The following is a 26,678-nucleotide window of genomic DNA, read 5'->3' as shown; positions in this document are numbered from 1 at the left end:
ATGGCCATGCCGTTGCGCCAGACCGTGCGGGTCGGCACCTACCTCATGCAGCAGAAGCTCAAGCGGCGGGACAAATTCCCGCTGATCGTCGAACTGGAACCGCTCTTCGCCTGCAACCTGGCCTGCGAGGGGTGCGGCAAGATCCAGCACCCGGCGGGCGTGCTGAAGCAGCGGATGCCGGTGGCCCAGGCGGTCGGCGCGGTGCTGGAGTCGGGCGCGCCGATGGTCTCGATCGCCGGCGGCGAACCGCTGATGCACCCGCAGATCGACGAGATCGTGCGCCAGCTCGTGGCCCGCCGCAAGTACGTCTTCCTCTGCACCAACGCGCTGCTGCTGCGCAAGAAGCTCGACAAGTTCAAGCCCTCGCCCTACTTCACCTTCACCGTGCACATCGACGGGCTGCGCGAGCGGCACGACGCCTCGGTGGCCAAGGAGGGCACCTTCGACGAGGCGGTCGAGGCGATCAAGGAGGCCAAGCGGCGCGGCTTCCGGGTGACCACCAACAGCACCTTCTTCAACACCGACACCCCGCAGACCATCATCGACGTGCTCGACTACCTGAACGACGACCTCAAGGTCGACGAGATGATGATCTCCCCGGCGTTCGCCTACGAGAAGGCGCCCGACCAGGAGCACTTCCTCGGCGTCGAACAGACCAGGGAGCTCTTCCGCAAGACCTTCGCCGGCGGCAACCGGCGGCGCTGGCGGCTCAACCACAGCCCGCTCTTCCTGGACTTCCTGGAGGGCAAGGTCGACTTCGAGTGCACCGCCTGGGGCATCCCCAACTACTCGCTCTTCGGCTGGCAGCGCCCCTGCTACCTGATGGCCGACGGGTACGTGCCCACCTACCGCGAGCTGATCGAGAAGACCGACTGGTCGAAGTACGGCCGGGGCAAGGACGCCCGCTGCGCCAACTGCATGGCGCACTGCGGCTACGAGCCGACCGCCGTCCTCGCCACCATGGGCTCCCTCAAGGAGTCGCTGCGCGCGCTCACCGAGACCGTCGGCGCCAACCGCGGCAACTGAGCGCACCGGGCCCGGTGCGGGAGGAGCCTCCCGCACCGGGCCACCCCGCCCCAGGGGGGCCACGCACCGCTCCGAGTCGTGAGGTGAACGCATGTCACTGCTCTCCAGCGTCAAGTCCCCGGCCGATCTGCGGAAGATCCCGGCCGCGGACCTGCCGCTCCTCGCCGACGAGATCCGCGACTTCCTGATCGACGCCGTCACCAGGACCGGCGGCCACCTCGGCCCGAACCTCGGGGTGGTGGAACTGACCATCGCCCTGCACCGGGTCTTCGACTCGCCCTACGACCGGATCGTCTGGGACACCGGCCACCAGAGCTACGTCCACAAACTGCTCACCGGCCGGCAGGACTTCTCCAAGCTGCGCAGCAGGGGCGGCCTCTCCGGCTATCCCTCCCGCGCCGAGTCCGAACACGACGTCGTCGAGAACTCGCACGCCTCCACCGCACTCTCCTACGCCGACGGTCTCGCCAAGGCCGCCCGGCTGCTCGGCCAGTACGACCGGCAGACCGTCGCGGTGATCGGCGACGGCGCACTCACCGGCGGGCTCGCCTGGGAGGCGCTCAACAACATCGCCGAGGCCCGGGACCGCCCGCTGGTCATCGTCGTCAACGACAACGAGCGCTCCTACGCGAGAACCGTCGGCGGCCTCGCCAACCACCTCGCCACGCTGCGCACCACCCAGGGCTACGAGCGCTTCCTCGCCCTGGGGAAGGGCGCACTGCAGCGCACCCCGCTGGTCGGGCAGCCGATCTTCGACGCGCTGCACGGCGCCAAGAAGGGCTTCAAGGACGCCTTCGCCCCGCAGGGCATGTTCGAGGACCTCGGGCTCAAGTACCTGGGGCCGATCGACGGCCACGACCTGGCCGCCGTCGAGCAGGCGCTGCGCCAGGCCCGCGGCTTCGGCGGCCCGGTGATCGTGCACTGCCTCACCGTCAAGGGCCGCGGCTACCGGCCGGCCGAGCAGGACGAGGCCGACCGCTTCCACGCGGTGGGCCCGATCGACCCGTACACCTGCCTGCCCACCTCGCCGGGCGGCGGAGTCTCCTGGACGTCCGTCTTCGGCGAGGAGATGCTCGCGGTCGGCGCGGAGCGGCCGGACGTCGTCGCGATCACCGCGGCGATGCTCCAGCCGGTCGGGCTGGCCAAGTTCGCCAAGGCCTTCCCGGAGCGGACCTTCGACGTCGGGATCGCCGAGCAGCACGCCGTGACCAGCGCGGCCGGGCTCGCCACCGGAGGGCTCCACCCGGTGGTCGCGGTGTACGCCACCTTCCTCAACCGGGCCTTCGACCAGGTGCTGATGGACGTCGCGCTGCACCGGCTCGGCGTCACCTTCGTGCTGGACCGCTCGGGCGTGACCGGCCCGGACGGCGCCTCGCACAACGGCATGTGGGACATGTCGATCCTCCAGGTCGTCCCCGGCCTGCGGCTGGCGGCGCCGCGCGACGCCGACCAGCTGCGCGCGCAGTTGCGCGAGGCGGTGGACGTGGTGGACGCGCCGACCGTGGTCCGCTTCCCGAAGGCGAACATCGGGCCGGCCGTCCCGGCGGTCGAACGCGTCGGCGGCGTGGACGTGCTGCTGCGGACCGGCGAGGTGCCGGAGATCCTGCTGGTCACGGTCGGGACGACCGCGGCCGCCGGGCTGGACGCGGCGCGCCTGCTGCTCGCCGAGGGCTTCACCACCACCGTGGTCGACCCGCGCTGGGTCAAACCGGTCGACCCGGCGCTGCCGGCCCTGGCCGCCGCACACCGCCTGGTCGTCACCGTGGAGGACAACGGCCGGACCGGCGGCGCCGGCACCGCCGTCGCCCAGGCGCTGCGGGACGCCGGGGTGGACGTCCCGGTGCGGGTGCTCGGCCTGCCGCAGGAGTTCCTCGGACACGCCGCGCGCGGCGAGATCCTGGAGGAGACCGGGCTGACCGGTACCGGGGTCGCCGCCCAGACCGCCGCCTTCGCCAAGAACCTGCTGCCGACCCGAGGAGTGGACCAGCGCCATGCCGGCTGACCCGGACGCCACCGCGGCCCGCACCCGGGCCGGCTTCGACCTCGCTGCCCTGATCGCCGAACGCGGCTCCGAGCGCTACGAGTTGCACAGCCGCTACCTCAACCCGCAGCTGCCGAGGATGCTCCGCACGATCGGCTTCGACAAGACCTACGAGCGGGCCCGCGGCCAGTACTTCTACGACGCCGAGGGCAACGAGTACCTCGACATGCTGGCCGGCTTCGGCATCTTCGCGCTCGGCCGGCACCACCCGGTGGTGCGCTCGGCCGTCCAGCAGGTGATGGACCTCGACCTGCCCGACCTGGTCCGCTTCGACTGCTCGCCGCTGCCCGGCCTGCTCGCCGAGCGGTTGCTCGCCCAGGCGCCCGGGCTGGACCGCGTCTTCTTCGGGAACAGCGGGACCGAAGCGGTCGAGACGGCGCTGAAGTTCGCCCGGTACGCCACCGGGCGGCGGCGCATCCTCTACGCGGACCACGCCTTCCACGGGCTGACCACCGGTTCGCTCTCGGTCAACGGCGAGAGCGGCTTCCGCAAGGGCTTCGACCCGCTGCTGCCGGACACCGCCATCGCGCTCGGTGACCTCTCCGCACTGGCGAAGGAGCTGAAGAAGGGCGACGTAGCGGCGCTGATCGTGGAGCCGATCCAGGGCAAGGGCGTGCAGGCGCCCCCGCCCGGCTGGCTGCGCGCCGCGCAGGAGCTGCTGCACGAGCACCGGGCGCTGCTGATCTGCGACGAGGTGCAGACCGGCATCGGCCGGACCGGCGCCTTCTTCGCGTACCAGTACGAGGAGGGCGTGCTCCCGGACCTCGTCTGCGCGGCCAAGGCGCTCTCCGGCGGCTACGTGCCGGTCGGGGCCACCCTCGGCAAGAGCTGGATCTTCGAGAAGGTGTACTCCTCGATGGAGCGGGTGCTGGTGCACTCGGCCAGCTTCGGCGCCAACGCGCAGGCGATGGCGGCCGGGCTGGCGACCCTGGAGGTGATCCGCGACGAGCGGGTGGTCGAGAACGCCCACCGGATCGGCGACCTGTTCCGGGAGCGGCTCTCCGCCCTGGTCGAGAAGTACGAGCTGCTGGCCGAGGTCCGCGGCCGGGGCCTGATGATCGGCATCGAGTTCGGCCGGCCGAAGTCGCTGAAACTGCGGACCGGCTGGACGGCGCTGCAGGCCGCGCGCAAGGGGCTCTTCGCCCAGATGGTCGTGGTCCCGCTGCTGCAGCGGCACCGGATCCTCACCCAGGTGTCCGGTGACCACCTGGAGGTGATCAAGCTGATTCCGCCGCTGATCATCACCGAGCGCGATGTCGACCGGTTCCTGGACGCCTTCACCGACGTCATGGACGACGCGCACCGGGGGAGCGGCCTGATGTGGGACTTCGGGCGGACGCTGGTCAAGCAGGCGGTCGGCAACCGCTGACCGGCGGCGCGGGGTGGGAGCCGGCCGGGCCGGTTTCCCACCCCGTGGGAGACGGCGGGCGGCGCGTCAGAGCTCGGTCCGGCGGCGCCGGATCACCACGACGAGGTCGACGGCGGCGAACAGGGTGAGGATCCCGCACGCCACGGCGAAGCCGGTGAGCGTGCCCCGGCTGGGAACGCCCAGGTCGGAGGCGTTCGCGGCCCAGACGGCGAAGGCCACCGTCGCGATGGCGAACAGCGGGGTGAAGGTCAGCGAGAGCAGGTAGCGGAGCTTGAGATCGCTGCGGGCGGTGGCGGGTTCGGTGCCGCTGCGCCACCGGCGCGGGGTGGTGGTGCGCATGGTCCGGTCACCTCCTCCTCGGTCCGGAGGCCGCCGCGGGTGCGCGTCCTCCGGGGCTACCATTCCAGCGTACGTCCGGGGTACGAGGCGGGGAGGGGCCATGACGGAGGCGGACGCGGAAGGCTATGCGGGGCTGCGGGTGGAGCGGGCCGAGGAGCTGGCCCGCCGGCACGGCTGGGCCTCGGTGCGGGTGCTACAGCCGGGGGCGATGATGACCATGGACCACCGGGAGGGCCGGCTCAATCTCGCGGTGCGCGACGGGGTCGTGGAACGGAGCTGGGAGGGGTAGCCGGTCCGGCCGGGTGCCGGGGGCTGCGCTGCCGGGGGCTGCGCTGTTCGGAGCCGCGTTGTCGGGGGCTGTGTTGTCGGGGGTTGGGGCGGAGGCCCGTCCGCCGGGAGCGCCGGGTGGCCAGTCGCTGTTCGGCGGCCGCCACCAGGGGCTCCAGCAGCGGCAGCGAGAGCAGGACGAGCAGCCCGGCAGCCCAGCCGGCCAGCACGTCGGTGACCCAGTGGGTGCCCAGGTAGAGGGTGGTCAGCCCGACCGAGCAGGCGGTGACCGCGGCCAGCACCGCGCCGGTGCGCCGCCAGCGGACCGCGAGGTAGGCGAGTACGCCCCAGGTGACCACGGCGTTGGCGGTGTGCCCGGACGGAAAGATGGTGCCGCCGGAGAACAGCTCGGGCGAGCCGACGTAGTGCGCGTAGTGCGGGCCGAGCCGGCCGGTGACGATCTTCACCGCACCGACCGTGATGTTGAGCAGCAGCAGTGCCGCGCCCATCACCAGCAGCGGGCGCAGCCGTCGGGACCGGTGCGCCCGCCAGCCGAGCCAGCCGAAGGCGGCCACGGCGGACGGGCCGCGCTGGCCGGCCACCACCCAGTTGTCCAGCAGCGGCTCCAGGCTGGGCCACCGCTCGTACGGGCGCGCCAGCCGGACCGCCCAGTCGAGGTCCACCAGTGCGGTGTCGAGCAGCACGCCCGCCACCACCAGGAGGTAGCCGAGCGCGGTGGCGGCCAGCAGGCCGGTCTGCCGCCTGCCCAGGGGCGGCCATCCGGGCTCCCGGCCGGTGGCCGCGGGGGAGCGGCGCGGGCGCTCGCGGCGGGTGGTCAGGTTCTCCGGCAATTCACTCGGCGCTTGCACGCTGGTGACCATACCCAGCGGTCGGGCGGCATTCCTCGCGGAATTCGGAATTCTCCGGGAAAGCCGGGACAAGGCCGAAATAGGGCCGTGCGGGGACTGTTTTCCGGTATTCTCCGATCGAATTCACGTACGGTGCGGGTACATGTTTTCCCAAGGGCGGGCAAAGCGAACGGAGCGGGAGACCGGCCGAGCCGGTTCCCACTCCGTGGTAACCCTGTGTAGATCCGGTGCCTAGTCGAGGGGGCCGCCGGCCACGTAGATCACCTGGCCGGAGACGAAGCCGGCGCCCTCGCTCGCCAGGAACGAGATGGTGTGCGCGACGTCCTCGGGCAGGCCGACCCGCTGGACCGGAATCTGCGTCGCGGCGGCGCGCTTGAAGTCCTCGAACTCCATGCCCACCCGTGCGGCGGTGGCGGCGGTCATGTCGGTGGCGATGAAGCCGGGGGCCACGGCGTTGGCCGTGATGCCGAACTTGCCCAGCTCGATGGCCAGGGTCTTGGTGAAGCCCTGCAGGCCGGCCTTGGCGGCGGAGTAGTTGGCCTGGCCGCGGTTGCCCTGGGCGGAGGACGAGGAGAGGTTGACGATCCGGCCGAATCCGGCGTCCACCATGTGCTTCTGAATCGCCCGGGTCATCAGGAAGGCGCCGCGGAGGTGAACGTTCATGACCGTGTCCCAGTCGGACTCGGACATCTTGAAGAGCAGGTTGTCGCGCAGCACGCCCGCATTGTTGACCAGTACGACCGGGGCGCCCAGCTCGGCGGCGATCCGGTCGACGGCGGCCTGCACCTGGGCGGCGTCCGACACGTCCGCGCCGACCGCGAGGGCCCGCCCGCCCGCCGCGGTGATCCGGTCGACGGTGTCCTTCCCGGCCGATTCGTCCAGGTCGAGGACGGCGACGGCGTAGCCGTCGGCCGCCAGGCGCTCGGCGGTGGCGGCGCCCAGTCCGCGCGCGGCGCCGGTGACGACGGCGACCCTCGGGGCGGTGGTCTGCTCGGTCATGCTCGCTCTCGTCTCTCTCGGATCTCACTCGGTTCTGACGCGGAGCCCCGGGCGGAACCCCTGGTGGGGGTCGTGCGGCGGCTCCCCTCGGGGCGGACCGCCGAGTGGGCCATACCCTACCGGCGAGTAGGGGGCGCGGCCAGGGCGAAGCCGCAGGTGACCGAGGGTAAGGACCGACCGGTCGGCTTTCTCCTGCGAACGGGTTACCGACGGGTCGGACCGGCGCGTAAATATGCCAATGTTGCCGAACCTGCGTCTACTATCCGCCCCCGCCTGCCAGCAAGGGCCCGCCGTTTGTATAGTGTCCGCCAGCAGCCACCGGCTGCACGGCTGGAGCGCCCTCCCTCACAGCGGGACGCCCACTCGCCGTTACTGCCCCACCCGGGTGTCCCACACACACCGGGTGTGACATCGGGACGGATACATGGTGCTGGGGGAGATCCCGACGACCCGCGTGTCCGCGCGACTGCAGCAGTCGCCCGGGCACCTCATCCGCGTTGCACAGCAGGTTCACACCCGTCTGTGGTCAGAACACGTCGGAGCCGATCTCACGGCTCCGCAGTTCGCCGTACTGCTGGTCCTCGCCCTCGAACCGGGGGCTGACCAGCGGACGGTCGGCGAGCGAGCCTCGCTCGACAAGGCCACGATGGCCGAGATGGTCGCCCGGCTCGTCCGGCGCGGCCTGGTGCTGCGACGCCGCGATCCGGCCGATGGCCGGCGCAAACTGCTCGCTCTCTCGCAGAGCGGCGCCCAGGCGGTGCGCGAGGCCACCGGCGGAGTGGTCCGCGTGCAGCGCACGCTCTTCGAGCCGCTCACGGCCGAGGAGCAGCTGGAGATTGTCCGGGTGATGGCCAAGATAGCCAGGCTTGAACCCGCTGCGGTCGCCGTCCTCACCGACGCGCGACCGATGCTGGACGCCCAACGGGCGATCGGCTACCTGATCAGGGTGAGCCAGCAGGTGCACACCAAGCTCTGGTCGGAGCACGTCGGTTCGGACCTGACGGCGCCGCAGTACGCGGTGCTCGATGCGCTCGAACTGGAGCCGGGCGCCGACCAGCGCACGGTCGGCGAGCTGGCCTCGCTGGACAAGGCGACGATGGCCGAGATGGTCAGCCGGCTCGTCCGGCGCGGTCTGGTGCAGCGTCGGCGCGACCCCTCGGACGGGCGGCGCAACCTGCTGTCGCTCTCGCCGGCGGGTCAGGACCTGCTGCACCGTTCGGCCGCGGGTGTCGCCCACGTCCAGCGGTTGCTGCTGGCTCCGTTGGACGAGGACGAGCACGAGCCCGCGCTCGCGCTCATCGGGAAGGCGGCTCGGCTCTAGGGTCCGCCCTCCGAGCGTCAGCCAAAACGATTCGCCAACGTACTGAAGGTCGCCGACCCGGACGGGGGAAGGCGGCCTTCAGTTTTCCCGCCTCCCCGCCTCCCCGCTTGTCCGGTCCTCCGGGGGCGGCGGCGGTGCGCCGCCGGCCCCGGCCGGGTGCGTCAGTTCCAGTCGAACTCCTGCGGGTCCGGGCCGATCCGCGTGCCGGTGGCGATGCCGGCGACCGCGGCGAGGTCGTCCGCGTCCAGCTCGAAGCCGGTGACGTCCAGGTTCTCGACGATCCGGGACGGGGTGACCGACTTCGGGATCGCGATGACGCCGCTCTGCAGGTGCCAGCGGAGCACCACCTGCGCGACCGTGCGGCCGTGCTTGGCGGCGATCTTCGCCAGGGCCGGCTCGGCGAGCAGCTCCTTGCCCTGGCCCAGCGGGCTCCAGGCCTCCGTCGCGATGCCGTGCTCGGCGTGGAAGGCGCGCAGCTCGTCCTGCGGGAAGTAGGGGTGCAGCTCGACCTGGTTCAGCACCGGGGCGACCCCGGTCTCGTCCAGCAGGCGGGTGAGCTGCGCGGTGCCGAAGTTGGAAACGCCTATCGACTTGACCCGGCCGTCGGCGAGCAGCTCCTCGAAGGCCTTCCAGACGTTGAGGTAGCTGCCGTGCATCGGGCGCGGCCAGTGGATCAGGTAGAGGTCCAGGTACTCCAGGCCGAGCTTGGCGAGCGAGGCGTCGAACTCGCGCCGCACGGCGTCACGGCCCTGCTCGCCCGACCAGTCGCGGGTGCCCGAGTTCCACAGCTTGGTGGTGATGTAGAGGTCCTCGCGCGCGACGCCGCCGGCAATCGCCTCGGTGAGGGCCTGGCCGGTGCCGGCCTCGTTCTCGTAGATCGCCGCGGTGTCGATCGAGCGGTAGCCCGCCTCGACGGCGTTGCGGACGGCGGCCGTGGCCTCCGCGTCCGGCACCTGCCAGACGCCGAAGCCGAGCTGCGGGATCTGCACGCCGTTGTTGAGGGTGACGGTGGGGATGTTGCTCACGGGACGGGGTGCCCTCCTGGTCGTCCATGTTCTTCCAGTGGGGGCAACCGGCGTGCTGTCCCGATTGTTCCCGGTTCGGACAGGAACTTTCTGACGCGTTGTACCGGCGTGCGCAGCATGAACGGGCGGGGGCGGCGGCGCGGCGGCGGAGGGCGGGCGGGGCGGCGCCGAGGTGGCGGCGGGGCGGCGGGGATGCGGCGCCGAGGTGGTGCGGAGGGGGCGTGAGCAGGGGCGCGGGCCGGGGAAAACCTGTTGCGTGGGTCACATCGCGGTTGGCAGGCTCGCTGCCATGACCTCCTGAGACCGCCCGGGAACGCCCGGGACCGTCCGACATCGGACGGGTCCTCCTCCGCCGGCACCGGCCGTGACCGACCCCGGCCGCTGCGCCCTCCTCCCCTCCCCGCATCCGCGCGTGACCCGCGCCGGCTGCGCCATCCGCCCGTCCCACCCGCAACGGAGCGTCATGCCGCTCAAGACCCTGCCGCTGGCCGATCCCGGCGGTCCCGATCTCTCCTCCCCCCTCGCCCTGCTGCGCTGGCTCCAGCGCAGCCAGCGGCGCGGCCAGGTGCTCGCCACCTGCTGGTCGCTGCTGGAGATGGGCTGCCGGGCCGCCCTGCCGGTGCCGCTGGGCATGGGCGTCCAGGCCGCCGTCGACGGTGACACCGCCGGCATCTGGCGGGCCGGCGCCGTCGCGCTCGTCCTCTCCGCCTTCGCGGCGCTCGGCGCCGTCCTGCTGCACCGCCAGGCGGTGTGGAACTGGATCCACGCCGCCACCCAGGTCCGTCAGCTGGTGGCCCGGCAGGCCTCCCGCCTCGGCACCGGGCTGTCCCGGCGGATCGCCACCGGCGAGATCGTCGCGGTCGGCAGCGGCGACGTCGAGAAGATCGGCTGGTACGTCGAGCTGGTCGCCCGGCTCCGCGGCGCGGTGCTGGTCTGGCTGGCCGTCAGCGCGGCGGTGCTGGTGACCGAGCCGCTGCTCGGTCTCGCCGTCCTGCTCGGCGTGCCGGTGCTGGCCGCCTCCGTCTGGCCGCTGCTCGGCCCGTTCGAGCGGCGCTACGCGGAGCAGCGCGCGCTCGGCGGCCGGGCCACCGAGCTCGCCGCCGACACCGTCGCCGGGCTCCGGGTGCTGCGCGGCATCGGCGGCGAGGAGCTGTTCCTCGACCGGTACCGGGCGGCCTCCCAGAAGGTCCGCGCCGCCGCCGTCCGGTCGGCCCGGATCTGGTCGTTGATGCAGGCCCAGCAGGTCCTGCTGCCCGGCCTGTTCGTGGTCGGCATCACCTGGTACGGCGCCCACCTGGCGGCCACCGGACGGATCGGCATCGGCACCCTGGTCGCCGTCTACGGCGCGACGGCGTTCCTGGCCGCGCCGCTGCGCATCCTCGGCGAGGCCGCGCACGCCTGGAGCGTGGCGCGGGTCTCCGCGGGCCGGGCCGCCCGGGTGCTCTCGCTCGAACGGACCAGCGGCAGCCATGACGCGGCACTGGCCCGGCCCGGGCAGTCCGACCTGTTCGACCCGCTGTCGGGGCTGACCGCCCGGGCCGGCGAGCTGACCGCCGTGGTCTGCGGCGATCCGGACTTCGCCGGGGAGCTCGCCGAGCGGCTGGGCGGGCACGTCCCCCCGGCCGACGGCGAGCAGCCCCGGCCCTCCGTCAGGCTGGGCGGCACCGAGCTGGACGCCGTCCCGCTGGCCGAGGCGCGGGCGGCGGTGCTGGTCCACGACAAGGAGCCGGTGCTGCTCTCCGGCACCCTGGCCGCGCTGTTCGACATCCCCTCCTCCGGCCGGGTCACCCCGGCCGAGGCGCTGGCCGCGGCCCGCGCCGAGGACGTCCTGGAGGCGCTGGTGGACGGCTCACCGGAGTGCGGGGGCGATGCGATGCGGGCCGGGATCACCGAGCGCGGCCGCTCGCTCTCCGGCGGCCAGCGCCAGCGGCTCGCGCTGGCCCGCGCGCTGCTGGCCGACCCGCCGGTGCTCGTCCTGGACGAGCCCACCAGCGCGGTCGACGCGCACACCGAGTCGAGGATCGCGGCCGGGCTGCGCAGGAACCGGGAGGGGCGCACCACCGTGGTGTTCGCGACCAGCCCGCTGCTGCTCGACCGGGCGGACCGGGTGATGCTGCTCCGTGGCGGCCGGACCGTCGCGGCCGGCCGCCACCGCGAGCTGATGCGCACCGAGCCCGCCTACCGCGCCGTGGTCACCCGCGACGAGGAGCCGGCCCCGGTCGGGGAGGTCGTATGAGCGGGCCCGCGGCCCCCGGCACCGCCGCGCTCCGCCGGCCGGAGCGGCCCGGCCGCCCGACCGGCCCCACCACCCACCGGACGACACCGTCGAGGAGCACTGCATGAAGCCCCCCGTCCAACAGGAGAAGGGGCCGGCCGCCACCCTGCCGGTCGGCTCCCCGGCCGCCGTCCGCGCGTACCTGGGGCTGCTCGCCCGCCGCCACCGGGCCGGGTTCTCCTCGGTGGTGCTGCTGCACTCGGTGGCCACCGTCGCCGGGCTGGTCGGGCCCTGGGTGCTCGGCACCCTGGTCGAGTCACTGGCCACCGGCACCACCGAGTCGACCGTCGCGGTCGCGGTCGGCTGGTACCTGCTCGCCCTGTGCGTGCAGTCGGCCTTCACCTGGTGGTCGCGGCTGCGCGGCAGCGTCCTCGGCGAGCGGGTGCTGGCGGACCTCCGGGAGGACTTCCTGGTCCGCTCGGTGGCGCTGCCGACCGGCGTGCTGGAGCGGGCCGGCACCGGGGACCTCGTCTCCCGCGGCACCACCGACATCGACCGGCTGGACAAGTCGGTCCGCGAGGCGGTGCCCGAGCTCGCGGTCGCCGTGGTCTCGCTGCTGCTGGTGCTGGGCGCGCTGGTCGTGACCTCGCCGCTGCTCGCGCTCACCTCGCTGATCGGCCTGCCGCTGCTGCTGGCCACCTCCCGCTGGTACTTCCGGCGGGCCCCGCAGTCCTACCGGAACGAGTCGGCCGGCTACGCCGCGGTGAACACCGTGCTGGCCGAGACGGTCGACGCCGGGCGGACGGTGGAGACGCTGCGGCTCGGCGAGGAGCGGATCCGGCTGACCGACCGCAAGCTGGCCGACTGGCTCGCCTGGGAGCGGTACACCCTCTGGCTGCGGTCGGTCTGGTTCCCGACCATCGACGCGGTCTACACGCTGGCCGTGCTGGGCACGCTGGTGGCCGGCGGCCTGTTCGCCGTGCGGGGCTGGATCACCGTCGGTCAGCTGACCACCGGGGTGCTGTACGCCCAGGCGCTCACCGGCCCGGTCGACCTCATCCTGCGCTGGTACGACGAGTTGCAGATCGGTCAGGCCTCGCTGGCCAGGCTGGTCGGGGTCCGCGAGGTGCCCGCGCACGAGAGCGACGAGGAGGCCCGGCCGGACGGCCGGCGGGTCGAGGCGAAGGACGTCCGGTTCGGCTACCGCGAGGGCGCCGACGTGCTGCACGGCATCAGCCTGGACGTCGCTCCGGGCAGCCGGGTCGCGCTGGTCGGGCCGTCCGGCGCCGGGAAGTCCACCCTGGGCCGGCTGCTGGCCGGGATCTACGCGCCCGGCCGGGGCAGCGTCACGCTGGGCGGGGCGGCGCTCTCCCGGATGCCGGCCGAGCAGGTCCGGGCCCAGGTCGCGCTGGTCAACCAGGAGCACCACGTCTTCGTCGGCACCCTGCGGGACAACCTCCGGTTGGCTGCGCCGGACGCCGACGACGCCGGGCTGCGCGCCGCGCTGGACGCGGTGGAGGCCGGCGAGTGGGTGGACGCGCTGCCGGAGGGGCTGGACACCGAGGTCGGCTCGGGCGGTGCGGCGCTGACGCCGCCGCAGGCCCAGCAGCTGGCGCTGGCCCGGCTGGTGCTGGCCGATCCGCACACGCTGGTGCTGGACGAGGCCACCTCGCTGCTGGACCCGCGGGCCGCCCGGCACCTGGAGCGTTCGCTCTCCAAGGTGTTGGAGGGGCGGACGGTGATCGCCATCGCGCACCGGCTGCACACCGCGCACGACGCGGACGTCATCGCCGTGGTGGAGGGCGGGCGGATCAGCGAGTACGGCAGCCATCCCGAGCTGGTGGCGGCCGGCGGTCCGTACGCGGCGCTCTGGCGCTCCTGGCGGGACGAAGGGTAGGCCGCGGCCCGGGCAGGCGGGGCTGCCCGGGCGGTGCCGGGCCGCAGCCGGGGCAGAGCGGGCGCCGGCGGCCCCTGGCCGGGGCAGGCCCGCACCGGGCGGGGTTGCCCCGTGCGGGTTACTCCCGGGCGCGTAGCCGGACAAATCGGTGGATCGGACCGCAGACTGCGCAAGTGACCAAGATTTCGGACGGCTCGTCCAGCACCAAGCGCAGTGAGATCGCCGGCATCCCGACCCGGTACATCGGGATCGGCATCATCGTCGTGCTCGCGGTGTGGTTCCTGTTCGCCAACCTGGAGCGAGTCAAGATCCAGTTCTGGGTGTTCACCGTCACCGCACCGCTCTGGATCGCCCTGCTGGCCACCCTGGTGGCCGGCGGCGCGCTGGGCTGGCTGCTCAAGGGGCGGCGCGACCGGTGACCGACGCCCCCGCACCGGAACCGGGGCCCGCACCCACACCCGGGAGGGCGCCCGGGCCCGCTCCGGGGGCGCCCGCCGCCTACGCCCCGCTCATCGAGCTGCGGGGCGTCAACAAGCACTTCGGCGAGCTGCACGTCCTGCAGGACATCGAGCTGACGGTGGGCCGTGGCGAGGTGGTGGTGGTGATCGGGCCCTCCGGCTCGGGGAAGTCCACCCTCTGCCGGGCGATCAACCGCCTGGAGCCGATCGAGTCCGGCAGCATCGTCATCGACGGCCGCCCGCTGCCGGCGGAGGGCAAGGGGCTGGCCCGGCTGCGCGCCGAGGTCGGGATGGTCTTCCAGTCGTTCAACCTGTTCGCGCACAGGACGGTGCTGCAGAACGTCTCGCTCGCGCAGATCAAGGTCCGCGGCCGCTCGAAGGCGGAGGCCGACGCGAAGTCCCGGGCGCTGCTGGAGCGGGTCGGGCTGGTCACCCAGGCGGACAAGTACCCGGCCCAGCTCTCCGGCGGGCAGCAGCAGCGGGTCGCGATCGCCCGCGCGCTCGCGATGGACCCGAAGGCCCTGCTCTTCGACGAGCCCACCTCGGCCCTCGACCCGGAGATGATCAACGAGGTGCTGGACGTGATGCGCGGGCTCGCGCACGAGGGCATGACCATGGTGGTGGTCACCCACGAGATGGGGTTCGCCCGGGCCTCGGCCAACCGGGTCGTCTTCATGGCCGACGGGCGGATCGTCGAGGACCGCGCCCCGGAGGCCTTCTTCGGCGCCCCCGAGAGCGAGCGCGCCCGGGACTTCCTCTCCAAGATCCTGAAGCACTGAGGGCGCACGTGAAGAAGTTCGTGACCCTCGCGGTCCTGACCGTGCTGCTCGCCGGCTGCGGCAAGCCCGGCACCCCGCCGCCGAAGGGGCCGCAGCCCAGCGCGCTGCCCAGCTACCAGGTGGCGAGCGGCGCCGGGATCACCGGCTCGCCCACCCTGGACGCCGCGCGCGACCGGGGCCACCTGGTGGTCGGCGCCAAGGAGGACCAGCCGTACCTGGGCCAGAAGAACCCGGCCACCGGGGTGTATTCGGGCTTCGACATCGAGATCGCCAAGATGGTCGCCGCCGACCTGGGCTTCGCACCCGACCGGATCGAGTTCCGGACGATCGCCTCCGCGAACCGCGAGACGGCCCTGCAGAACGGTCAGGTGGACTACTACGTCGGCACGTACACCATCAACGACAACCGGAAGAAGCTGGTCGGCTTCGCCGGCCCGTACTACCTGGCCGGGCAGTCGCTGCTGGTGCGCCGCAACGAGACCACCATCAACGGCCCGCAGGACCTGGACGGCAGGAAGGTCTGCTCGGCGGCCGGCTCCACCCCGGCCCAGCGGATCGAGAAGCAGTACCCGAAGGCCCACCTGGTCACCTACGACACCTACTCGGCCTGCGTGGACAACCTGATCACCGCCCAGGTGGACGCCGTCACCACGGACAACACCATCCTGATGGGCTACGCGGCCAAGGTGCCGGACGAGCTCAAGGTCGTCGGGCCGCTGTTCTCCCAGGAGCCGTACGGGATCGGGACGCCGAAGAACGACACCGTGCTGCGCGGCGCGCTGAACGACGCCCTCGCGCACCACGAGGAGAACGGCGACTGGAGGAAGGCCTACGACGCCACCCTCGGCCTCTCGGGGGTGCCGGCGCCCACTCCGCCGCCGATCGACCGGTACTGAGAGGGCCGTTGTGAAAACGCTGATCGACAACTGGTCGACCTACTGGCACGGGTTCCTCGGCACGCTCTCGCTGTTCGTGGTGAGCGCCGTGCTGGCGCTGGTGCTGGGCGTGCTGATCGCGAGCTTCCGGGTCTCGCCGGTGAAGCCGCTGCGGGTGTTCGGCACGACCTGGGTGACGCTGCTGCGCAACACCCCGCTGACCCTGCTCTTCTTCATCGTGGTGCTGGGCCTGCCGCGGTTCGACATCACCCTCCCGTTCTTCACCTTCGCGGTGCTCACACTGGGCTGCTACACCTCGGCATTCGTCTGCGAGGCGATGCGTTCGGGCGTCAACACCGTCCCCACCGGTCAGGGCGAGGCGGCCCGCAGCCTGGGGATGAGCTTCGGCCAGACGATGGGCCTGGTGGTGCTGCCGCAGGCGTACCGGTCGGTGGTCGCGCCGATCGGCAGCGTGATGATCGCGCTGGCCAAGAACACCGCGATCGCCGGTTCGTTCAGCGTGACCGAGCTGCTGGGCAGCTACCGGACCATCAACGAGCTGGGGTACGGGATCGTCTGGACCTTCGTCTGGATCGCGGTCGGCTACCTGATCATCACGTTGGCCGTCAGCGCCGTCTTCAACCTGCTGGAACGACGAGTGGCGGTGTCGCGATGACGGCGGAATCCTCGGCGCTCTACGACATCCCCGGCCCCAGGGCGCTGGCCCGGCACCGGCTGTACGGCCTGCTGGCGCTGGTGGCGATCGCGGCGCTGATCGGCTGGATCGTCTACATGCTGTTCCACACCCAGCAGTTCACCTACGAGAAGTGGATGGCCTTCGAGTACGAGGGCGTCCAGGACCTGCTGCTGCGTGGGCTCGGCAACACCCTGAAGGCCTTCGGCTGGACGGTGCTGTTCGCCCTGCCGTTCGGTGCGCTGTTCGCGGCCGGCCGGCTCTCCGACCACCGGGTGGTCCGCCTGTTCTCCACGGTGGTGGTGGAGTTCTTCCGGGCCATGCCGCTGCTGGTGATGATCTTCTTCATCTTCGTCGCGCTCAAGGTGGAGCCGCTCTGGGCCCTGGTGGCCGGGCTGGTGCTCTACAACGGCTCCGTCCTGGCGGAGGTGTTCCGGGCCGGGGTGCTGGCGGTGCCCCCGGGGCAGCGGGAGGCGGCGTACGCGCTCGGCATGCGCAAGACCCAGGTGATGGCGTACGTCCTGGTGCCGCAGGCCAACCGGGCGATGCTGCCGGCCATCATCAGCCAGCTCGTGGTGGCGCTCAAGGACACCTCGCTGGGGTTCCTGATCACCTACGAGGAGTTCCTGCACGCGGGCAAGCTGATCGCCACCAACCTCGACTACGACCTGCCGTTCATCCCGGTGGTGATGGTGATCGCACCGGTCTACATCGGCATGTGCCTGCTGCTCTCGTGGCTCGCCCGCTGGGTGGAGCGCCGCAGCCGGCGCAGCCCGCGCATGCGGGGCGGTGCGCCGGTGGCCGAGGCCGAGGTGTCGATGGGCCTGCCGCCGGCCGGCCAGGAGCCGCCGCCGCTGTGAACTCCCCGTCGGACCACGCCGCCCGACGGCGGCCGGGGTGCGCGGACAGCACGACGACAGCCTGCGGCGGGGGCGCCCGGGGCGGTGGCGACGGGCCTCCGGCCGGGCGCGGCGGGGGCGCCGGGGGAGGGCGGTTCGTCCGTGAACCATAGGTGCGAACGGGGTCAGGCCCGAGACCTCCAAAGTCTGCTTATGATTGCCCGGACGTGCGGGCAGAGCGGGCGGAGGCGCAGTGGAGCCGGTATTCGACTCACGGCACATCAGAACCTTCCACGAGGTCGTCCGGGCCGGCTCCTACTCCGCGGCCGCCCGCGAACTCGGCTACACCCAGCCCGCCATCACCCAGCAGATGAAGGCACTGGAACGGTCCGTCGGCGTACCGCTGTTCACCCGCGCCGGGCGCGGGCTGCGCCTCACCGAGGCGGGCGAGGCGCTCTCCCGGCACGCCGAACTGATCCTCGGCAGCCTCTCGGCCGCCCAGCAGCAGCTCGCCGCACTCGCCCGGCTGCGGGCCGGGAGAGTCCGGGTCTGCGCCTTCCCGAGCGCCAACGCCACCCTGATACCCGAGGCGATGGCGCGGCTGCTCACCGACCACCCCGGCGTCCGCGTCGAACTGCTGGAGGCCGAACCGCCGGACTCCGTCCAGCGCCTGCTGCGGGGCGAGTGCGACATCGCGCTGGCCTTCCGCTACCCGGGCGTCGCCACCGAGCTGCCCGACGGCGTGGACGAGATCCCGCTGATGGAGGACCTGCTCACCGTCCTGCTGCCGGTCGGCCACCCGCTGGGCCGCCGGCACGCCGTCCGGCTGGCCGACCTCGACGGCGAGCGCTGGATAGCCGGCTGCCCGCGCTGCCGGGCCAACCTGCTGCACGTCTGCGCCGAGGAGGGCTTCGCGCCCGACATCGTCTTCTCGACCGACGACAACCTCGCCGTCCAGAGCCTGGTCGCCGCAGGGGTCGGGATCGCGCTGATGCCCGCGCTGGTGCTCTCCTTCATGTGCCACCGCAAGGTCACCGGGCGGGCCGTCGAACCCCACCTGCGCCGGCAGGTCAGCGCGTACGTGCTGCGCGAGCACCGCCGGATCCCGGCCACCGCGCTCGTCCTGGACCACCTGCGGTCGGCGGCCGCCGCCCGGGTCGGCTGCTGAACCCGCGGCCGCGCGGACCGTGACGGGCCCGGGCGGTACGGGGCCGGCCCCGGGGGTACCGGGCCGCGGCCCACGGATGCCGGGGGAACGGTCCTCGCGCCATCCATAAGTGCAATTTTGGGGAATGCTAAAAACCCTCCTTGGACGTGATGGGTCGGCCGGGTCGAACCTGCTGCCATGACACCCTCAGCCACCACGGTCGGCAGCGACCGGCTCAGCGAGCGCATGACCGCCCTGGTCGGCGAGATCCGCGCGGTCGTCGACCGCGGCCTGCCCCCCGAGCTCACCGCCTACCTGGTCGGCGAACGGCTCGCCCCGCACCTCGGCGACGACGACCTGCTCACCGCCGCCCAGCGCGAGGGCGACGCCGAACGCTACCGCCAGCACGTCCTGCACGCGGAGCGCGACGGCAGCTTCTCCGTCGTCGCCCTGGTCTGGCTGCCCGGCCAGCAGACCCCGATCCACGACCACGTCGCCTGGTGCGTGGCCGGCGTCCACCGGGGCCAGGAGAGCGAGACCCGCTACCGGCTGGTCTCCGACGGGCGCACCGCACACCTCGTCGAGACCGACCACGTGGTCGGTCCGGCCGGCAGCGTCGCCGCCTTCGCCCCGCCGGGGGACATCCACCTCGTCCGCAACGCCTGTTCCTCCACCGCCATCTCGATCCACGTCTACGGGGCCGACGTCGCCCGGCTCGGCACCAGCATCCGCCGGGTCTACCAGCTGCCCGCAGACGACCGGCGGTGAGCGCGTCGTGGCACTGACCGTCCGGGAGCGGCGCGTCCGCACCCGCTCGCTGCCCCCGCTCGGCGGGGACGCCCCCGGCCTGCTGCTCGCCGCGCTCGGCGTGGCCGCCGCGCTCGCCGTCCACCAGGCCGTCCCCGCCGTGCCCAAGCTCACCGCCGCCGTGGCGCTCGGCATCGCCGCCGCCCACCTGCCCGGCGTGCGGCCGGTGGTCCGCGGCGTCGCCCGGCCCGGCCTGTCCACGGCCGGGCGCCGGCTGATGCGGCTCGGCATCGTGCTGCTCGGCCTCAAGCTCAGCCTGGACGACGTGCTCGGGCTCGGCTGGGCCACCGTCGCCATGGTGCTCGCCGTGGTCGCCGCCACCTTCGCCGGCACCTGGTGGCTCGGCCGCCGGCTCGGCCTGCCCGGCGACCAACCGCTGCTGGTCGCCACCGGGTACTCGATCTGCGGGGCCTCCGCGATCGGCGCGGTCAGCCAGGCCGCCGGCAGCGAGGAGGAGGACGTCGCCGCCTCGGTGGCGCTGGTCACCCTCTGCGGCACTCTGGCGATCGCCGTCCTCCCGCTGCTCCAGCAGCCGCTCGGCCTCGGCGAGGCCGAGTTCGGCCGCTGGGTCGGCGCCAGCGTGCACGACGTCGGCCAGGTGGTCGCGACGGCGCAGACCGGCGGACCGGGCGCGCTGCGCGAGGCGGTGCTGGTGAAGCTGATGCGGGTGGTGCTGCTGGCGCCACTGGTCGCCGGGGTCGCCGTCGCCGCGCGCCGGGCCCGCCGCGGAACGCCAGACGGAACGCCCGACGGGACGGCCGCGGCGGGCCGGCGGCCGCCGATCGTCCCGCTGTTCGTCGCCGGCTTCCTGGCGATGATCGCGCTGCGCACCACCGGCCTGCTGCCCGACCGGGCGCTCACCCTCGCCGGGGACGCGCAGGAGCTGCTGCTGGCCGCCGCCCTCTTCGGACTGGGCAGCGCCGTCCACCTGCCCACCATGGTGCGCACCGGCGGCCGGATCGCCCTGCTCGGCCTCGGATCGTGGGTGATGGTGGCCGGTGTTTCCTACGCGGGAGTACTGATCACGACGTGACCGGCCGCCGCCCGGCCTCGGCTATTGTCGGGCGGGTAGTCCGCGCACCCGAGTCCGCAGAGGAACCCGAATGTCCACCGCACTGCCCGAACGGGACGGTCACGACGCCGTCGTCACGCTCGACCGGCGGGAGGGCCCCTTCGGCGAGGTGGTCCTGCGGCAGCGGGGGCGGCACTTCGAGATCATCGCCAACGGCTGCTTCCTGATGGACACCGCCGACGGGCGCTCCGAGCGGCTGCTGATCCAGGCGGCGCTGGACGAGCTGGACCGGACCGGCACCGCGGTCGAGCGGCCGTCGGTGCTGATCGGCGGGCTCGGCGTGGGCTTCTCGCTGGCGTACGCGGCGGCCGAGCCGCGCTGGGGCCGGATCGCGATCGTCGAGCGCGAGAACGCGATCATCGACTGGCACCGGGGTGGCCCGCTGGCCGCCTTCTCGGCCGGCGCACTGGAGGACGACCGGGTGGCCGTCCTTCACACCGACCTGCTGGAGTACCTGGCGGGGGCGGACGGCGAGCGCTACCACGCGCTCTGCCTCGACATCGACAACGGCCCGGACTGGACGGTCACCGACTCCAACGCCGGGCTGTACGGCGCGGACGGGCTGGCGGTGCTCCGGCACCGCCTGCTGCCGGGCGGGGTGCTGGCGGTCTGGAGCGCGCAGCCCTCCACGGCCTTCGAGGAGGCGCTGCGCGCGGCGGGCTTCTCGGGCGTGGTCACCCACGAGATCCCGGTTGCCCGGGGTGTGCCGGACGTCGTGCACCTGGCCCGCCGCACCGACTGAGCGGGTACGGCGGGCCGGGCGCTCCGGGGCGTTCCCGGTGGGCCCCGGTGGGGCCGCCCCGGTGGGGAGGGCGCCGGAACGGCACCACCCCGGGACGGCCCCCGTCGGGGCGGGCTACTTCAGGCCGTTGTCCACGGCGGCCATCAGCTCGCCGTTGGGCGTGTCGCCGTCGAAGGCCCAGACCATCGCGCCGGCCAGCCCCTGGGACTTGATCCAGGCGGTCTTGCGGGCGATCTCGATCGGGTCGTCGTAGGTGTAGAGGACGGTCCCGTTGTAGATGTACGCGTGGCCGGCCACCGGGTCCCGGTAGAGGGTGTAACCGCCGCTCGTGGCCATCTGCTTGAGCTTCTTGTAGTCCTCGAACCCGGCCTCGTACGTCCCCGGGCCGGGGCCCGTGGCGGTCTGGAACAGGCCGTTGGTGGTGCCGCGCGGCACACCCGTCCAGCCGCGTCCGTAGAACGGGATGCCCAGGGTCAGCTTGCTCTTCGGAGCGCCGCCGGTGACGTAGGCGTTGATGGCGATCTCGGAGCTGAACTGCCGGTCCGGCGTGCTCGGGTCACCGGCCGCGAGCTTGATGGCGGACTGCTGGTTGGTCGTCGTCTCCCAGCCGCCGTGGTAGTCGTAGCCCTGGATGGTGGCGAAGTCGAAGGCACCGAAGAGGCCGGGGATGTCGATGCCGGCGGTGACCTTCGCCGGGTCGGCGGGGAGGAAGGCGCTCAGCGTGTAGTGCTTGCCGGTGGTGCTGCCGAGCGCGTCCAGCTGGCGGCGGAACTCCTGCGCCAGCAGGGTGTAGTTGGCCTTGTCGGTCGGACGGAAGATGTTCCCGTCGTGCCCGCCGGAGGCCGGCCACTCCCAGTCGAGGTCGATGCCGTCGAAGATGCCGGCCGCGCTGCCCGCGCCGCCGCGGCCGTCGATGACCGGCAGGTTGCCCTTGATGTACATGTCGATGCAGGAGCTGACCAGCGCCTTGCGGGAGGCGTCGGTGGCCGCCGCGTCGGAGAACCACTTGCTGTACGACCAACCGCCCAGCGAGATCTGGATCTTGAGGTTGGGGTACTTGGCCTTGAGCTGCTTCAGCTGGTTGAAGTTGCCCGCCAGCTTCTGGTCCCAGGTGTCGGTGGTGCCGGCCACCGAGCTGCCCGCGTCCCAGCCCTTGCCGAAGTCGGCCCAGGCGTCACCGGCGCCGTCGCCCGCGTTGGGGTCGTTGTCCGGTCCGGCCGCCTTGTTGGTGATGAAGCACTGCTTGGTGGTCGGGTGGATGTTGGCGAACGCGTAGTTGAGCGTGGTGAGCCGGCCGGCCGAGCCGGAGGTGTCGAGCTGCTTCACGCTGTAGCCGCGGGCGTAGATGCTCCACTGGGTGAAGTAGCCGATCTTCAGCGCGCCGGGGTTGCTCCCGCCGGGCTGGGTCTTGCCGGTCACCGCGTTCGAGGCCGGGGAGACGTTGCCGGCCGCGTCGCGGGCCTTCACGGTGAAGGTGTACGAGGTGTCCGGCGCCAGGTTGCCCACGGTGGCGGAGGTGCCGGTGACGGTCGCGGCGAGCCCGGTGCCGCTGTAGACGTCGTAGGCGGTGACGCCGACGTTGTCGGTGCTGGCGCCCCAGGTGAGCGAGATGCTGTTGGCGTCCGAGCCGGTGACCAGCGGGGTGCCGGGCGTGGAGGGCGCCTGCTTGTCCGGGTCGGTCGGCGGCTTGGTGGTGGCGCTCACCGGGCCGGCGGCGGCCGAGCGGTTGCCCGCCGCGTCGAAGGCCTGCACGGTGAACTGGTAGGCGGTGCCGGCGGTCAGGCCCTGGACGGTGACGCCGGTGGCGGTGCCGTCCGTGGTGGCCACCTTGGTGCTGCCCTGGTAGACGTCGTACCCGGTGACCGCGACGTTGTCGGTGCTCGCGGTCCAGGAGAGGTCCACCGAGGTCTGGGTGGTGGTGCCCGCCTGGAGGCTGCCCGGCACCGTCGGCGCGGTCGTGTCGCCGCCGGCGCCGTCGCACGGCTGGCCGTTCAGCTTGCAGTTGAGCAGCGGCTTGTAGGTGCCCGAGTAGGCGATGTTGAAGCCCAGGTTGTACGTGCCGCCGGGCGGCAGAGTCCCGGCCCAGCTCGGGTTCTTCACCGTGACGTGCGAGCCCGCCGTGGTGTAGCTCGCGTTCCAGAGCGAGGCGACGGTGTTGGCGGCCGGCAGGTCGAACTCCAGCGTCCAGCCGTTGACCGGGGCGCTGGAGCCGTTGCTGATGGTGTAGCTGCCCTCGTAGCCGCTGCCCCAGTCGCTGCCCTTGGTGAACGCGGCGGTCGCGGACCCGGCGGCGTGGGCGGCGGTGCTGGGCAGGGAGACGGCGAGCAGCGGGACGAGCAGGGTCCCGGCCGCGAGCAGCGGCAGCTTGATCCGACGTCTGCGCATGGGTGTGGCTCCTGTCCTGGGGCCTCCGGGCATGCCGGGGTGCCCCGTTACCTGTGGGGAGGTGTCAGGTGCGTGGAGCAGCGTGCGGGCGCTCCGGCCGTGGGGCAGCGCGGAGCGGAGACCTCGGGCCGTCGGGGTGCCGCGGAGGATCCTGTGCTCCCCGAGGGTAGGGAGCCGGTCGGCAACTGGCAATAGGTCTGTACCAGTTGGCGATCGTGAGCATGACCGGGCCGGTGCCGGCGCGGCCGCGCGGGCAGGCCGGCGGCGGCTTCCGGGAGGGGCGGACGCGCCGGTGGCCGCCTCCGCGGGGGAGGCGGCCACCGGCGGGTGCGGCTCAGCCGAAGGGGCTGGTCTCCGGGGCCGCGGCGGCCGGGGCGGCGGCGGGGGCGGAGGTGTTGGTGGGCTGGGGGGCGAAGGGGTTGAAGTCCGGCGGCGGGATCTCCACCGGCGTGCCCTTGGGCTTCCGGTCGTCCGACGGGGCCGCGCCGACGACGGGCGGGGCCGTGGGCGGCGGCGGGACGGCCGCCGACTGCTGCGGGAGGGTGGTGCCGAACGGGTCGACCGGCTGGTCGGCGGTCACCGTCCGGAAGGGGTCGGTGACCGGGGCCGCGGCGGCCGGGGCGGCGGCCGGGGTGAAGGTGTTGGTGGGCTGGGGGGCGAAGGGGTTGAAGTCCGGCGGCGGGATCTCCACCGGCGTGCCCTTCGGGCGGTCGTCCGCCCCGGTGTCCGGCACCGTGGTGTCGGTCAGCGTCGGGGCGAGTGGCGCGAAGGGGTTGAAGTCCGGCGGCGGGATCGTGACGGGTGTGCCCCGGGGCGTCCGGTCCGGGTCCTCGGCGGGCGGGCCGGCGAAGGCGCCGGCCGGGCCACCGGCGGTGCCGGCGGCCACCGGGTCGAACGGCCCGTCGGTCACCGCCTCGAACGGCCCGTCGGCCGGGACGAGGATCGGCTGGGCGGGCGTCGGGTCGGCGACCGGGGCGAAGGGGTTGAAGTCGGCCGGGGGGACGCGCACCGGCGTACCGCGCAGGTGCACGGGCAGCGGCGTGCGGCCGGCCGGAGCGGGGTCGGTGAACACCGTCGGCAGGCCGGCCGGGACCGGCTCCGCCGGCGCCGGGGCGGGGGCGGGGGCGGGGGCGGGGACGGGGGACACCGGAGCGGCCGGCTCCACCTCGACCGGTGCGGGCGCAGGCGCGGGCGCGGCGGGGAAGCCCCGGGCCGGCGTCGGGTTGAGCGTGGGGACGGCGGCCGGGAGGGGGACGGCCGGCGCGGTGACCTTGCCGGCCACGCCGTCCCAGCCGAACTGCACGCTGCGCAGCAGCTCGGCGAAGGCCCCCGCGTAGAGGTCCCAGTCCTGCGGCCGGGCGGTGGCCAGCTGGACGCAGAGCACCGAGACGCCGTCCGGCAGCGGGACGAACGCCTCCACCGCCGCGGTGACCGCCCAGCGCCGCTGCCCGTCCGCGGCGAGCGGGCCGGGCACCGGGACGCTGCGGCCCTCGACGAGGACGGCGGCCGGGCCGGCCGGCAGCAGGACGGTCCAGACCTCGGCGTGCCGGCGGAGGGTGGCCAGCTCGGTGGCGAGCCCGGTGATCGGCAGCGGGTGCTGGGCGAGCGAGACGACCAGGGTGGCGTCGCTCGGGCGGCCGTCCACCTCCACCGCGCAGACGCCCGCGTAGACCGCGCCGGAGGCGGTGACGGCGTCCGCCAGGGTGGCGGCGATCACCGCGAAGTCGCGGCGCGGCGCCGGGCCCGTCCCGCTGAACAGTTCTTCGGCGACCTCGGCCAGATGGGTGGTCAGCTCCGCGGCGGCCGCGCCGGTGGCCGGGTCGACGCCCGGCGTGGTGGCGGCCGTGCCGGTGGGCACCGTCCGGGCCGACGCGCCGGGCGGGCCGCCCGGCGCGGTCAGCGCGTGGAAGCCGGGCGGGACGACCAGGCGGACCTCCGCGCCGGCGCCGGTGGCCAGCTCGACCGGCTGCCGGGTCTGCTGCCCGGCGGCGAGCGCGGCCAGGGCGGCGGCGAACGGCGGGCGGAGCTGGGGGTCGGCGGGCTCGGCGCTCACCGGCAGCTCGAACAGGGCGGCCGAGGCGGTGCCCCGGTCGGCGACCGCGCCGCGCACCGGGCCGCCGCCGTACCGGGCCAGCAGCGCGCCGGTGGCCAGCTCGGCCACCCGGGCCCCGGAGCCGGGGCGGGCCGTCCCGGCGGTGACGACGGTGCCGAGCCGGTCGACGGCGTCGTACACCGGGCCGTTGGGGGCGAGCCGGAGGGTGAAGAGCGTCTCGGCGGCCGGGTGCGCGCCCGGGCGCAGCGCGCCGAGCGCGGCCGCGGGGTGGCGCGAGGTGTGCGGCTCGAAGAGGGCCTCGGTGAGTGCCCCGAGCGTCGCGGACACCTGCTCCGCGGCGGCGAAGGGGTTGGCCTCCGCGGTGTACTGGCCGTCCTGGGTCAACTGATGAGCCCCCCGCTCTGCTCCGTGTGCGCCGGCTGGTCCGGCGGTCCGGGCGAGCCGTTGACCGGCGCGCCGTCAGATCCGTGCTCATTCCTATCAGAGGCCGCCGCCGGGGCAGAACCGGCGCCCGGTGCAGCCCTTGTGGCCGCTCTGTGCAGGCCGGGCCGGAGCGGCCGGCCCGGACGGGTCAGTCGGCGGCCGGCCGGGCGGTGGCCAGCGCGGCGACGGAGTCCGCGATCCCCGGCACGGCGAACAGCGCGGCGAGGTCGCGCACCAGCCGGCCGGTCGGTCCGTCGGGGCGCTCGTGGCTCAGGAACCCGGCCAGTTCGGCCGCCACCGCGGGTTCCCGGGCGGCGGTCAGCGTCAGCGCCGCCACGAACTCCTGGACGAGGTGGAGCTGGAGCTCCTCCAGCGGCAGCGAGCGGTCGGCCAGCCACTCCAGCGAGGTGATCTCGGCGTTGGCGATCCAGGCACGGACGGTGAGCCGCAGGGCCGGACTGGGTACGGGGACGGCCAGGTGCACCAGGATCTGGTCGGCCGCGGCCCGCCGGACATCGTCGATCACCGCGGACGTCCCGGCGCTGGCGGCCACCGAGCCGCCGCGCAGCAACGCCGCGAAGCCCGGCCCGTGGCTCTGCACGAAGTCCAGGTAGCGGCCCATCACCCGGTGGAGGCGCTCGGAGAGCGGGCCCTCGGCCGGCTCCTCGAAGCGACCGGCCAGCTCCCGCCCGGCCCGCCGCAGCGACTCCTCGTACAGGGCCTGCTTGCCGGGGAAGTAGTGGTAGACCAAGGGCCGCGAGGCGCCGGCCGCGGCCGCGATGTCGTCGATCGACACCTCCTCCGGCGGGCGGCGGCTGAACAGCTCCAGGGCGACGGTGATCAGCTGTTCGCGCCGCTCGTCCACGCTCAGCCGACGGCGCGGCCGCTCGGCGGCCCGGCCGGTGCCGGTGCCGCCCTCGGTGCCGGTGGCGCTGCCGCTGCTGGAGCCGGTGCGCCGGTCACCGCTCCGGTGCGGGCTCGCGGACGGGGGCGACGCGGACGGCGTACGGGAAGCCATGCGCGCCACCCTATCCGG

23 protein-coding genes are annotated in these 26,678 nt (G+C 73.6%); 16 read left to right on the top strand and 7 right to left on the bottom strand.

Annotation, left to right across the window (positions count from 1 at the left end; all coding sequences use genetic code 11):
- The 3 genes from hpnH to OH807_RS08960 all read left to right on the top strand — a co-directional run bounded on the left by hpnH (window position 1) and on the right by OH807_RS08960 (window position 4,436).
- Window positions 1-1,026 (top strand): adenosyl-hopene transferase HpnH, encoded by a 1,026-nt coding sequence (gene hpnH, locus OH807_RS08970; protein ID WP_406196080.1) that lies wholly within the window; start codon window positions 1-3, stop codon window positions 1,024-1,026.
- Between the two features lie 91 nt (window positions 1,027-1,117).
- Window positions 1,118-3,028 carry a 1-deoxy-D-xylulose-5-phosphate synthase gene (gene dxs / locus OH807_RS08965; protein WP_406196077.1) on the top strand — a complete coding sequence of 637 codons (1,911 nt, stop codon included), beginning with the start codon at window positions 1,118-1,120 and terminating at the stop codon, window positions 3,026-3,028.
- Window positions 3,018-4,436: an aspartate aminotransferase family protein gene (locus tag OH807_RS08960; RefSeq protein WP_406196075.1), complete on the top strand. Its 1,419-nt coding sequence runs from the start codon at window positions 3,018-3,020 to the stop codon at window positions 4,434-4,436. The genes dxs and OH807_RS08960 overlap by 11 nt, the downstream gene beginning before the upstream one ends.
- 66 nt (window positions 4,437-4,502) lie before the next feature.
- Here OH807_RS08960 and OH807_RS08955 read toward each other — a convergent pair whose 3' ends face one another.
- On the bottom strand, window positions 4,503-4,775 hold the full coding sequence (locus OH807_RS08955; RefSeq protein WP_406196073.1) for a DUF6343 family protein: 273 nt from the start codon (window positions 4,773-4,775) through the stop codon (window positions 4,503-4,505).
- 100 nt (window positions 4,776-4,875) lie between these two features.
- On the opposite strand from OH807_RS08955, the gene OH807_RS08950 reads away from it, so the two are divergent.
- Window positions 4,876-5,064 (top strand): I78 family peptidase inhibitor, encoded by a 189-nt coding sequence (locus tag OH807_RS08950; RefSeq protein ID WP_406196071.1) that lies wholly within the window; start codon window positions 4,876-4,878, stop codon window positions 5,062-5,064.
- Here the strand turns inward: OH807_RS08950 and OH807_RS08945 are convergent.
- Window positions 5,015-5,911, bottom strand: coding sequence for a phosphatase PAP2 family protein (locus OH807_RS08945; protein ID WP_406196068.1), 897 nt, complete (start codon window positions 5,909-5,911; stop codon window positions 5,015-5,017). The genes OH807_RS08950 and OH807_RS08945 overlap by 50 nt on opposite strands.
- 231 nt (window positions 5,912-6,142) lie before the next feature.
- Complete coding sequence (fabG, locus tag OH807_RS08940; RefSeq protein ID WP_406196065.1) at window positions 6,143-6,910, bottom strand: 3-oxoacyl-ACP reductase FabG; 768 nt, start codon at window positions 6,908-6,910, stop codon at window positions 6,143-6,145.
- Window positions 6,911-7,364: 454 nt separating this feature from the next.
- Here fabG and OH807_RS08935 point away from each other — a divergent pair, with 454 nt between their 5' ends.
- Window positions 7,365-8,231, top strand: a complete 867-nt coding sequence (locus OH807_RS08935; RefSeq protein WP_406196062.1) for a MarR family winged helix-turn-helix transcriptional regulator — start codon at window positions 7,365-7,367, stop codon at window positions 8,229-8,231.
- A 161-nt stretch (window positions 8,232-8,392) separates the two neighbouring features.
- Here OH807_RS08935 and OH807_RS08930 read toward each other — a convergent pair whose 3' ends face one another.
- Window positions 8,393-9,256: an aldo/keto reductase gene (locus tag OH807_RS08930; RefSeq protein ID WP_406196060.1), complete on the bottom strand. Its 864-nt coding sequence runs from the start codon at window positions 9,254-9,256 to the stop codon at window positions 8,393-8,395.
- 463 nt (window positions 9,257-9,719) lie between these two features.
- Here OH807_RS08930 and OH807_RS08925 point away from each other — a divergent pair, with 463 nt between their 5' ends.
- The 11 genes from OH807_RS08925 (at window position 9,720) to OH807_RS08875 (ending at window position 20,781) form a co-directional block, all read left to right on the top strand.
- The gene (locus tag OH807_RS08925) at window positions 9,720-11,492 is read left to right on the top strand and encodes an ABC transporter transmembrane domain-containing protein (protein WP_406196057.1); all 1,773 of its coding nucleotides are present in this window, start codon (window positions 9,720-9,722) and stop codon (window positions 11,490-11,492) included.
- Window positions 11,493-11,595: 103 nt separating this feature from the next.
- A complete protein-coding gene (locus OH807_RS08920) occupies window positions 11,596-13,368 on the top strand; it encodes an ABC transporter ATP-binding protein (RefSeq protein WP_406196054.1) in 1,773 nt (590 codons plus the stop codon).
- 173 nt (window positions 13,369-13,541) lie between these two features.
- Window positions 13,542-13,787 carry a LapA family protein gene (locus OH807_RS08915; RefSeq protein WP_406196052.1) on the top strand — a complete coding sequence of 82 codons (246 nt, stop codon included), beginning with the start codon at window positions 13,542-13,544 and terminating at the stop codon, window positions 13,785-13,787.
- A gap of 92 nt (window positions 13,788-13,879) precedes the next feature.
- Window positions 13,880-14,605 carry an amino acid ABC transporter ATP-binding protein gene (locus OH807_RS08910; protein WP_406210822.1) on the top strand — a complete coding sequence of 242 codons (726 nt, stop codon included), beginning with the start codon at window positions 13,880-13,882 and terminating at the stop codon, window positions 14,603-14,605.
- 8 nt (window positions 14,606-14,613) lie between these two features.
- A complete protein-coding gene (locus tag OH807_RS08905) occupies window positions 14,614-15,501 on the top strand; it encodes a glutamate ABC transporter substrate-binding protein (RefSeq protein ID WP_406196050.1) in 888 nt (295 codons plus the stop codon).
- Window positions 15,502-15,511: 10 nt separating this feature from the next.
- Window positions 15,512-16,156, top strand: a complete 645-nt coding sequence (locus tag OH807_RS08900; RefSeq protein WP_406196048.1) for an amino acid ABC transporter permease — start codon at window positions 15,512-15,514, stop codon at window positions 16,154-16,156.
- Entirely contained in the window at window positions 16,153-17,034 is an 882-nt protein-coding gene (locus OH807_RS08895; RefSeq protein WP_406196045.1) for an amino acid ABC transporter permease, read from the top strand. The genes OH807_RS08900 and OH807_RS08895 overlap by 4 nt, the downstream gene beginning before the upstream one ends.
- Before the next feature lie 232 nt (window positions 17,035-17,266).
- Window positions 17,267-18,181 (top strand): LysR family transcriptional regulator, encoded by a 915-nt coding sequence (locus tag OH807_RS08890; RefSeq protein ID WP_406196043.1) that lies wholly within the window; start codon window positions 17,267-17,269, stop codon window positions 18,179-18,181.
- Between the two features lie 177 nt (window positions 18,182-18,358).
- Window positions 18,359-18,928, top strand: coding sequence for a cysteine dioxygenase (locus tag OH807_RS08885; protein ID WP_406196041.1), 570 nt, complete (start codon window positions 18,359-18,361; stop codon window positions 18,926-18,928).
- Between the two features lie 13 nt (window positions 18,929-18,941).
- Window positions 18,942-20,000, top strand: a complete 1,059-nt coding sequence (locus OH807_RS08880; protein ID WP_406210819.1) for a YeiH family protein — start codon at window positions 18,942-18,944, stop codon at window positions 19,998-20,000.
- 70 nt (window positions 20,001-20,070) lie between these two features.
- Window positions 20,071-20,781 (top strand): spermidine synthase, encoded by a 711-nt coding sequence (locus tag OH807_RS08875; protein WP_406196039.1) that lies wholly within the window; start codon window positions 20,071-20,073, stop codon window positions 20,779-20,781.
- A gap of 114 nt (window positions 20,782-20,895) precedes the next feature.
- Here OH807_RS08875 and OH807_RS08870 read toward each other — a convergent pair whose 3' ends face one another.
- The 3 genes from OH807_RS08870 to OH807_RS08860 all read right to left on the bottom strand — a co-directional run bounded on the left by OH807_RS08870 (window position 20,896) and on the right by OH807_RS08860 (window position 26,660).
- Window positions 20,896-23,166, bottom strand: a complete 2,271-nt coding sequence (locus OH807_RS08870) for a glycosyl hydrolase family 18 protein (RefSeq protein ID WP_406196037.1) — start codon at window positions 23,164-23,166, stop codon at window positions 20,896-20,898.
- Between the two features lie 334 nt (window positions 23,167-23,500).
- Entirely contained in the window at window positions 23,501-25,603 is a 2,103-nt protein-coding gene (locus tag OH807_RS08865; protein ID WP_406196035.1) for a hypothetical protein, read from the bottom strand.
- A 187-nt stretch (window positions 25,604-25,790) separates the two neighbouring features.
- Entirely contained in the window at window positions 25,791-26,660 is an 870-nt protein-coding gene (locus OH807_RS08860) for a TetR/AcrR family transcriptional regulator (RefSeq protein WP_406196032.1), read from the bottom strand.
- Between the last annotated feature and the right edge of the window lie 18 nt (window positions 26,661-26,678).

Origin of the sequence: Kitasatospora sp. NBC_01560 (genome assembly GCF_045208415.1) — a bacterium.
In the GTDB taxonomy this organism is placed as follows: domain Bacteria; phylum Actinomycetota; class Actinomycetes; order Streptomycetales; family Streptomycetaceae; genus Kitasatospora.
Note: the sequence above shows the minus strand (reverse complement) of the source record. Positions and strands in the feature narration are given on the sequence as shown.

Excerpts from the sequence above, each read along its gene's own strand:
- hpnH (WP_406196080.1), top strand. The coding sequence starts at position 1 with ATGGCCATGCCGTTGCGCCAGACCGTGCGGGTCGGCACCTACCTCATG.
- dxs (WP_406196077.1), top strand. The coding sequence starts at position 1,118 with ATGTCACTGCTCTCCAGCGTCAAGTCCCCGGCCGATCTGCGGAAGATC.
- OH807_RS08960 (WP_406196075.1), top strand. The coding sequence starts at position 3,018 with ATGCCGGCTGACCCGGACGCCACCGCGGCCCGCACCCGGGCCGGCTTC.
- OH807_RS08955 (WP_406196073.1), bottom strand. The coding sequence starts at position 4,775 with ATGCGCACCACCACCCCGCGCCGGTGGCGCAGCGGCACCGAACCCGCC.
- OH807_RS08950 (WP_406196071.1), top strand. The coding sequence starts at position 4,876 with ATGACGGAGGCGGACGCGGAAGGCTATGCGGGGCTGCGGGTGGAGCGG.
- fabG (WP_406196065.1), bottom strand. The coding sequence starts at position 6,910 with ATGACCGAGCAGACCACCGCCCCGAGGGTCGCCGTCGTCACCGGCGCC.
- OH807_RS08925 (WP_406196057.1), top strand. The coding sequence starts at position 9,720 with ATGCCGCTCAAGACCCTGCCGCTGGCCGATCCCGGCGGTCCCGATCTC.
- OH807_RS08920 (WP_406196054.1), top strand. The coding sequence starts at position 11,596 with ATGAAGCCCCCCGTCCAACAGGAGAAGGGGCCGGCCGCCACCCTGCCG.
- OH807_RS08895 (WP_406196045.1), top strand. The coding sequence starts at position 16,153 with ATGACGGCGGAATCCTCGGCGCTCTACGACATCCCCGGCCCCAGGGCG.
- OH807_RS08885 (WP_406196041.1), top strand. The coding sequence starts at position 18,359 with ATGACACCCTCAGCCACCACGGTCGGCAGCGACCGGCTCAGCGAGCGC.
- OH807_RS08875 (WP_406196039.1), top strand. The coding sequence starts at position 20,071 with ATGTCCACCGCACTGCCCGAACGGGACGGTCACGACGCCGTCGTCACG.
- OH807_RS08870 (WP_406196037.1), bottom strand. The coding sequence starts at position 23,166 with ATGCGCAGACGTCGGATCAAGCTGCCGCTGCTCGCGGCCGGGACCCTG.
- OH807_RS08860 (WP_406196032.1), bottom strand. The coding sequence starts at position 26,660 with ATGGCTTCCCGTACGCCGTCCGCGTCGCCCCCGTCCGCGAGCCCGCAC.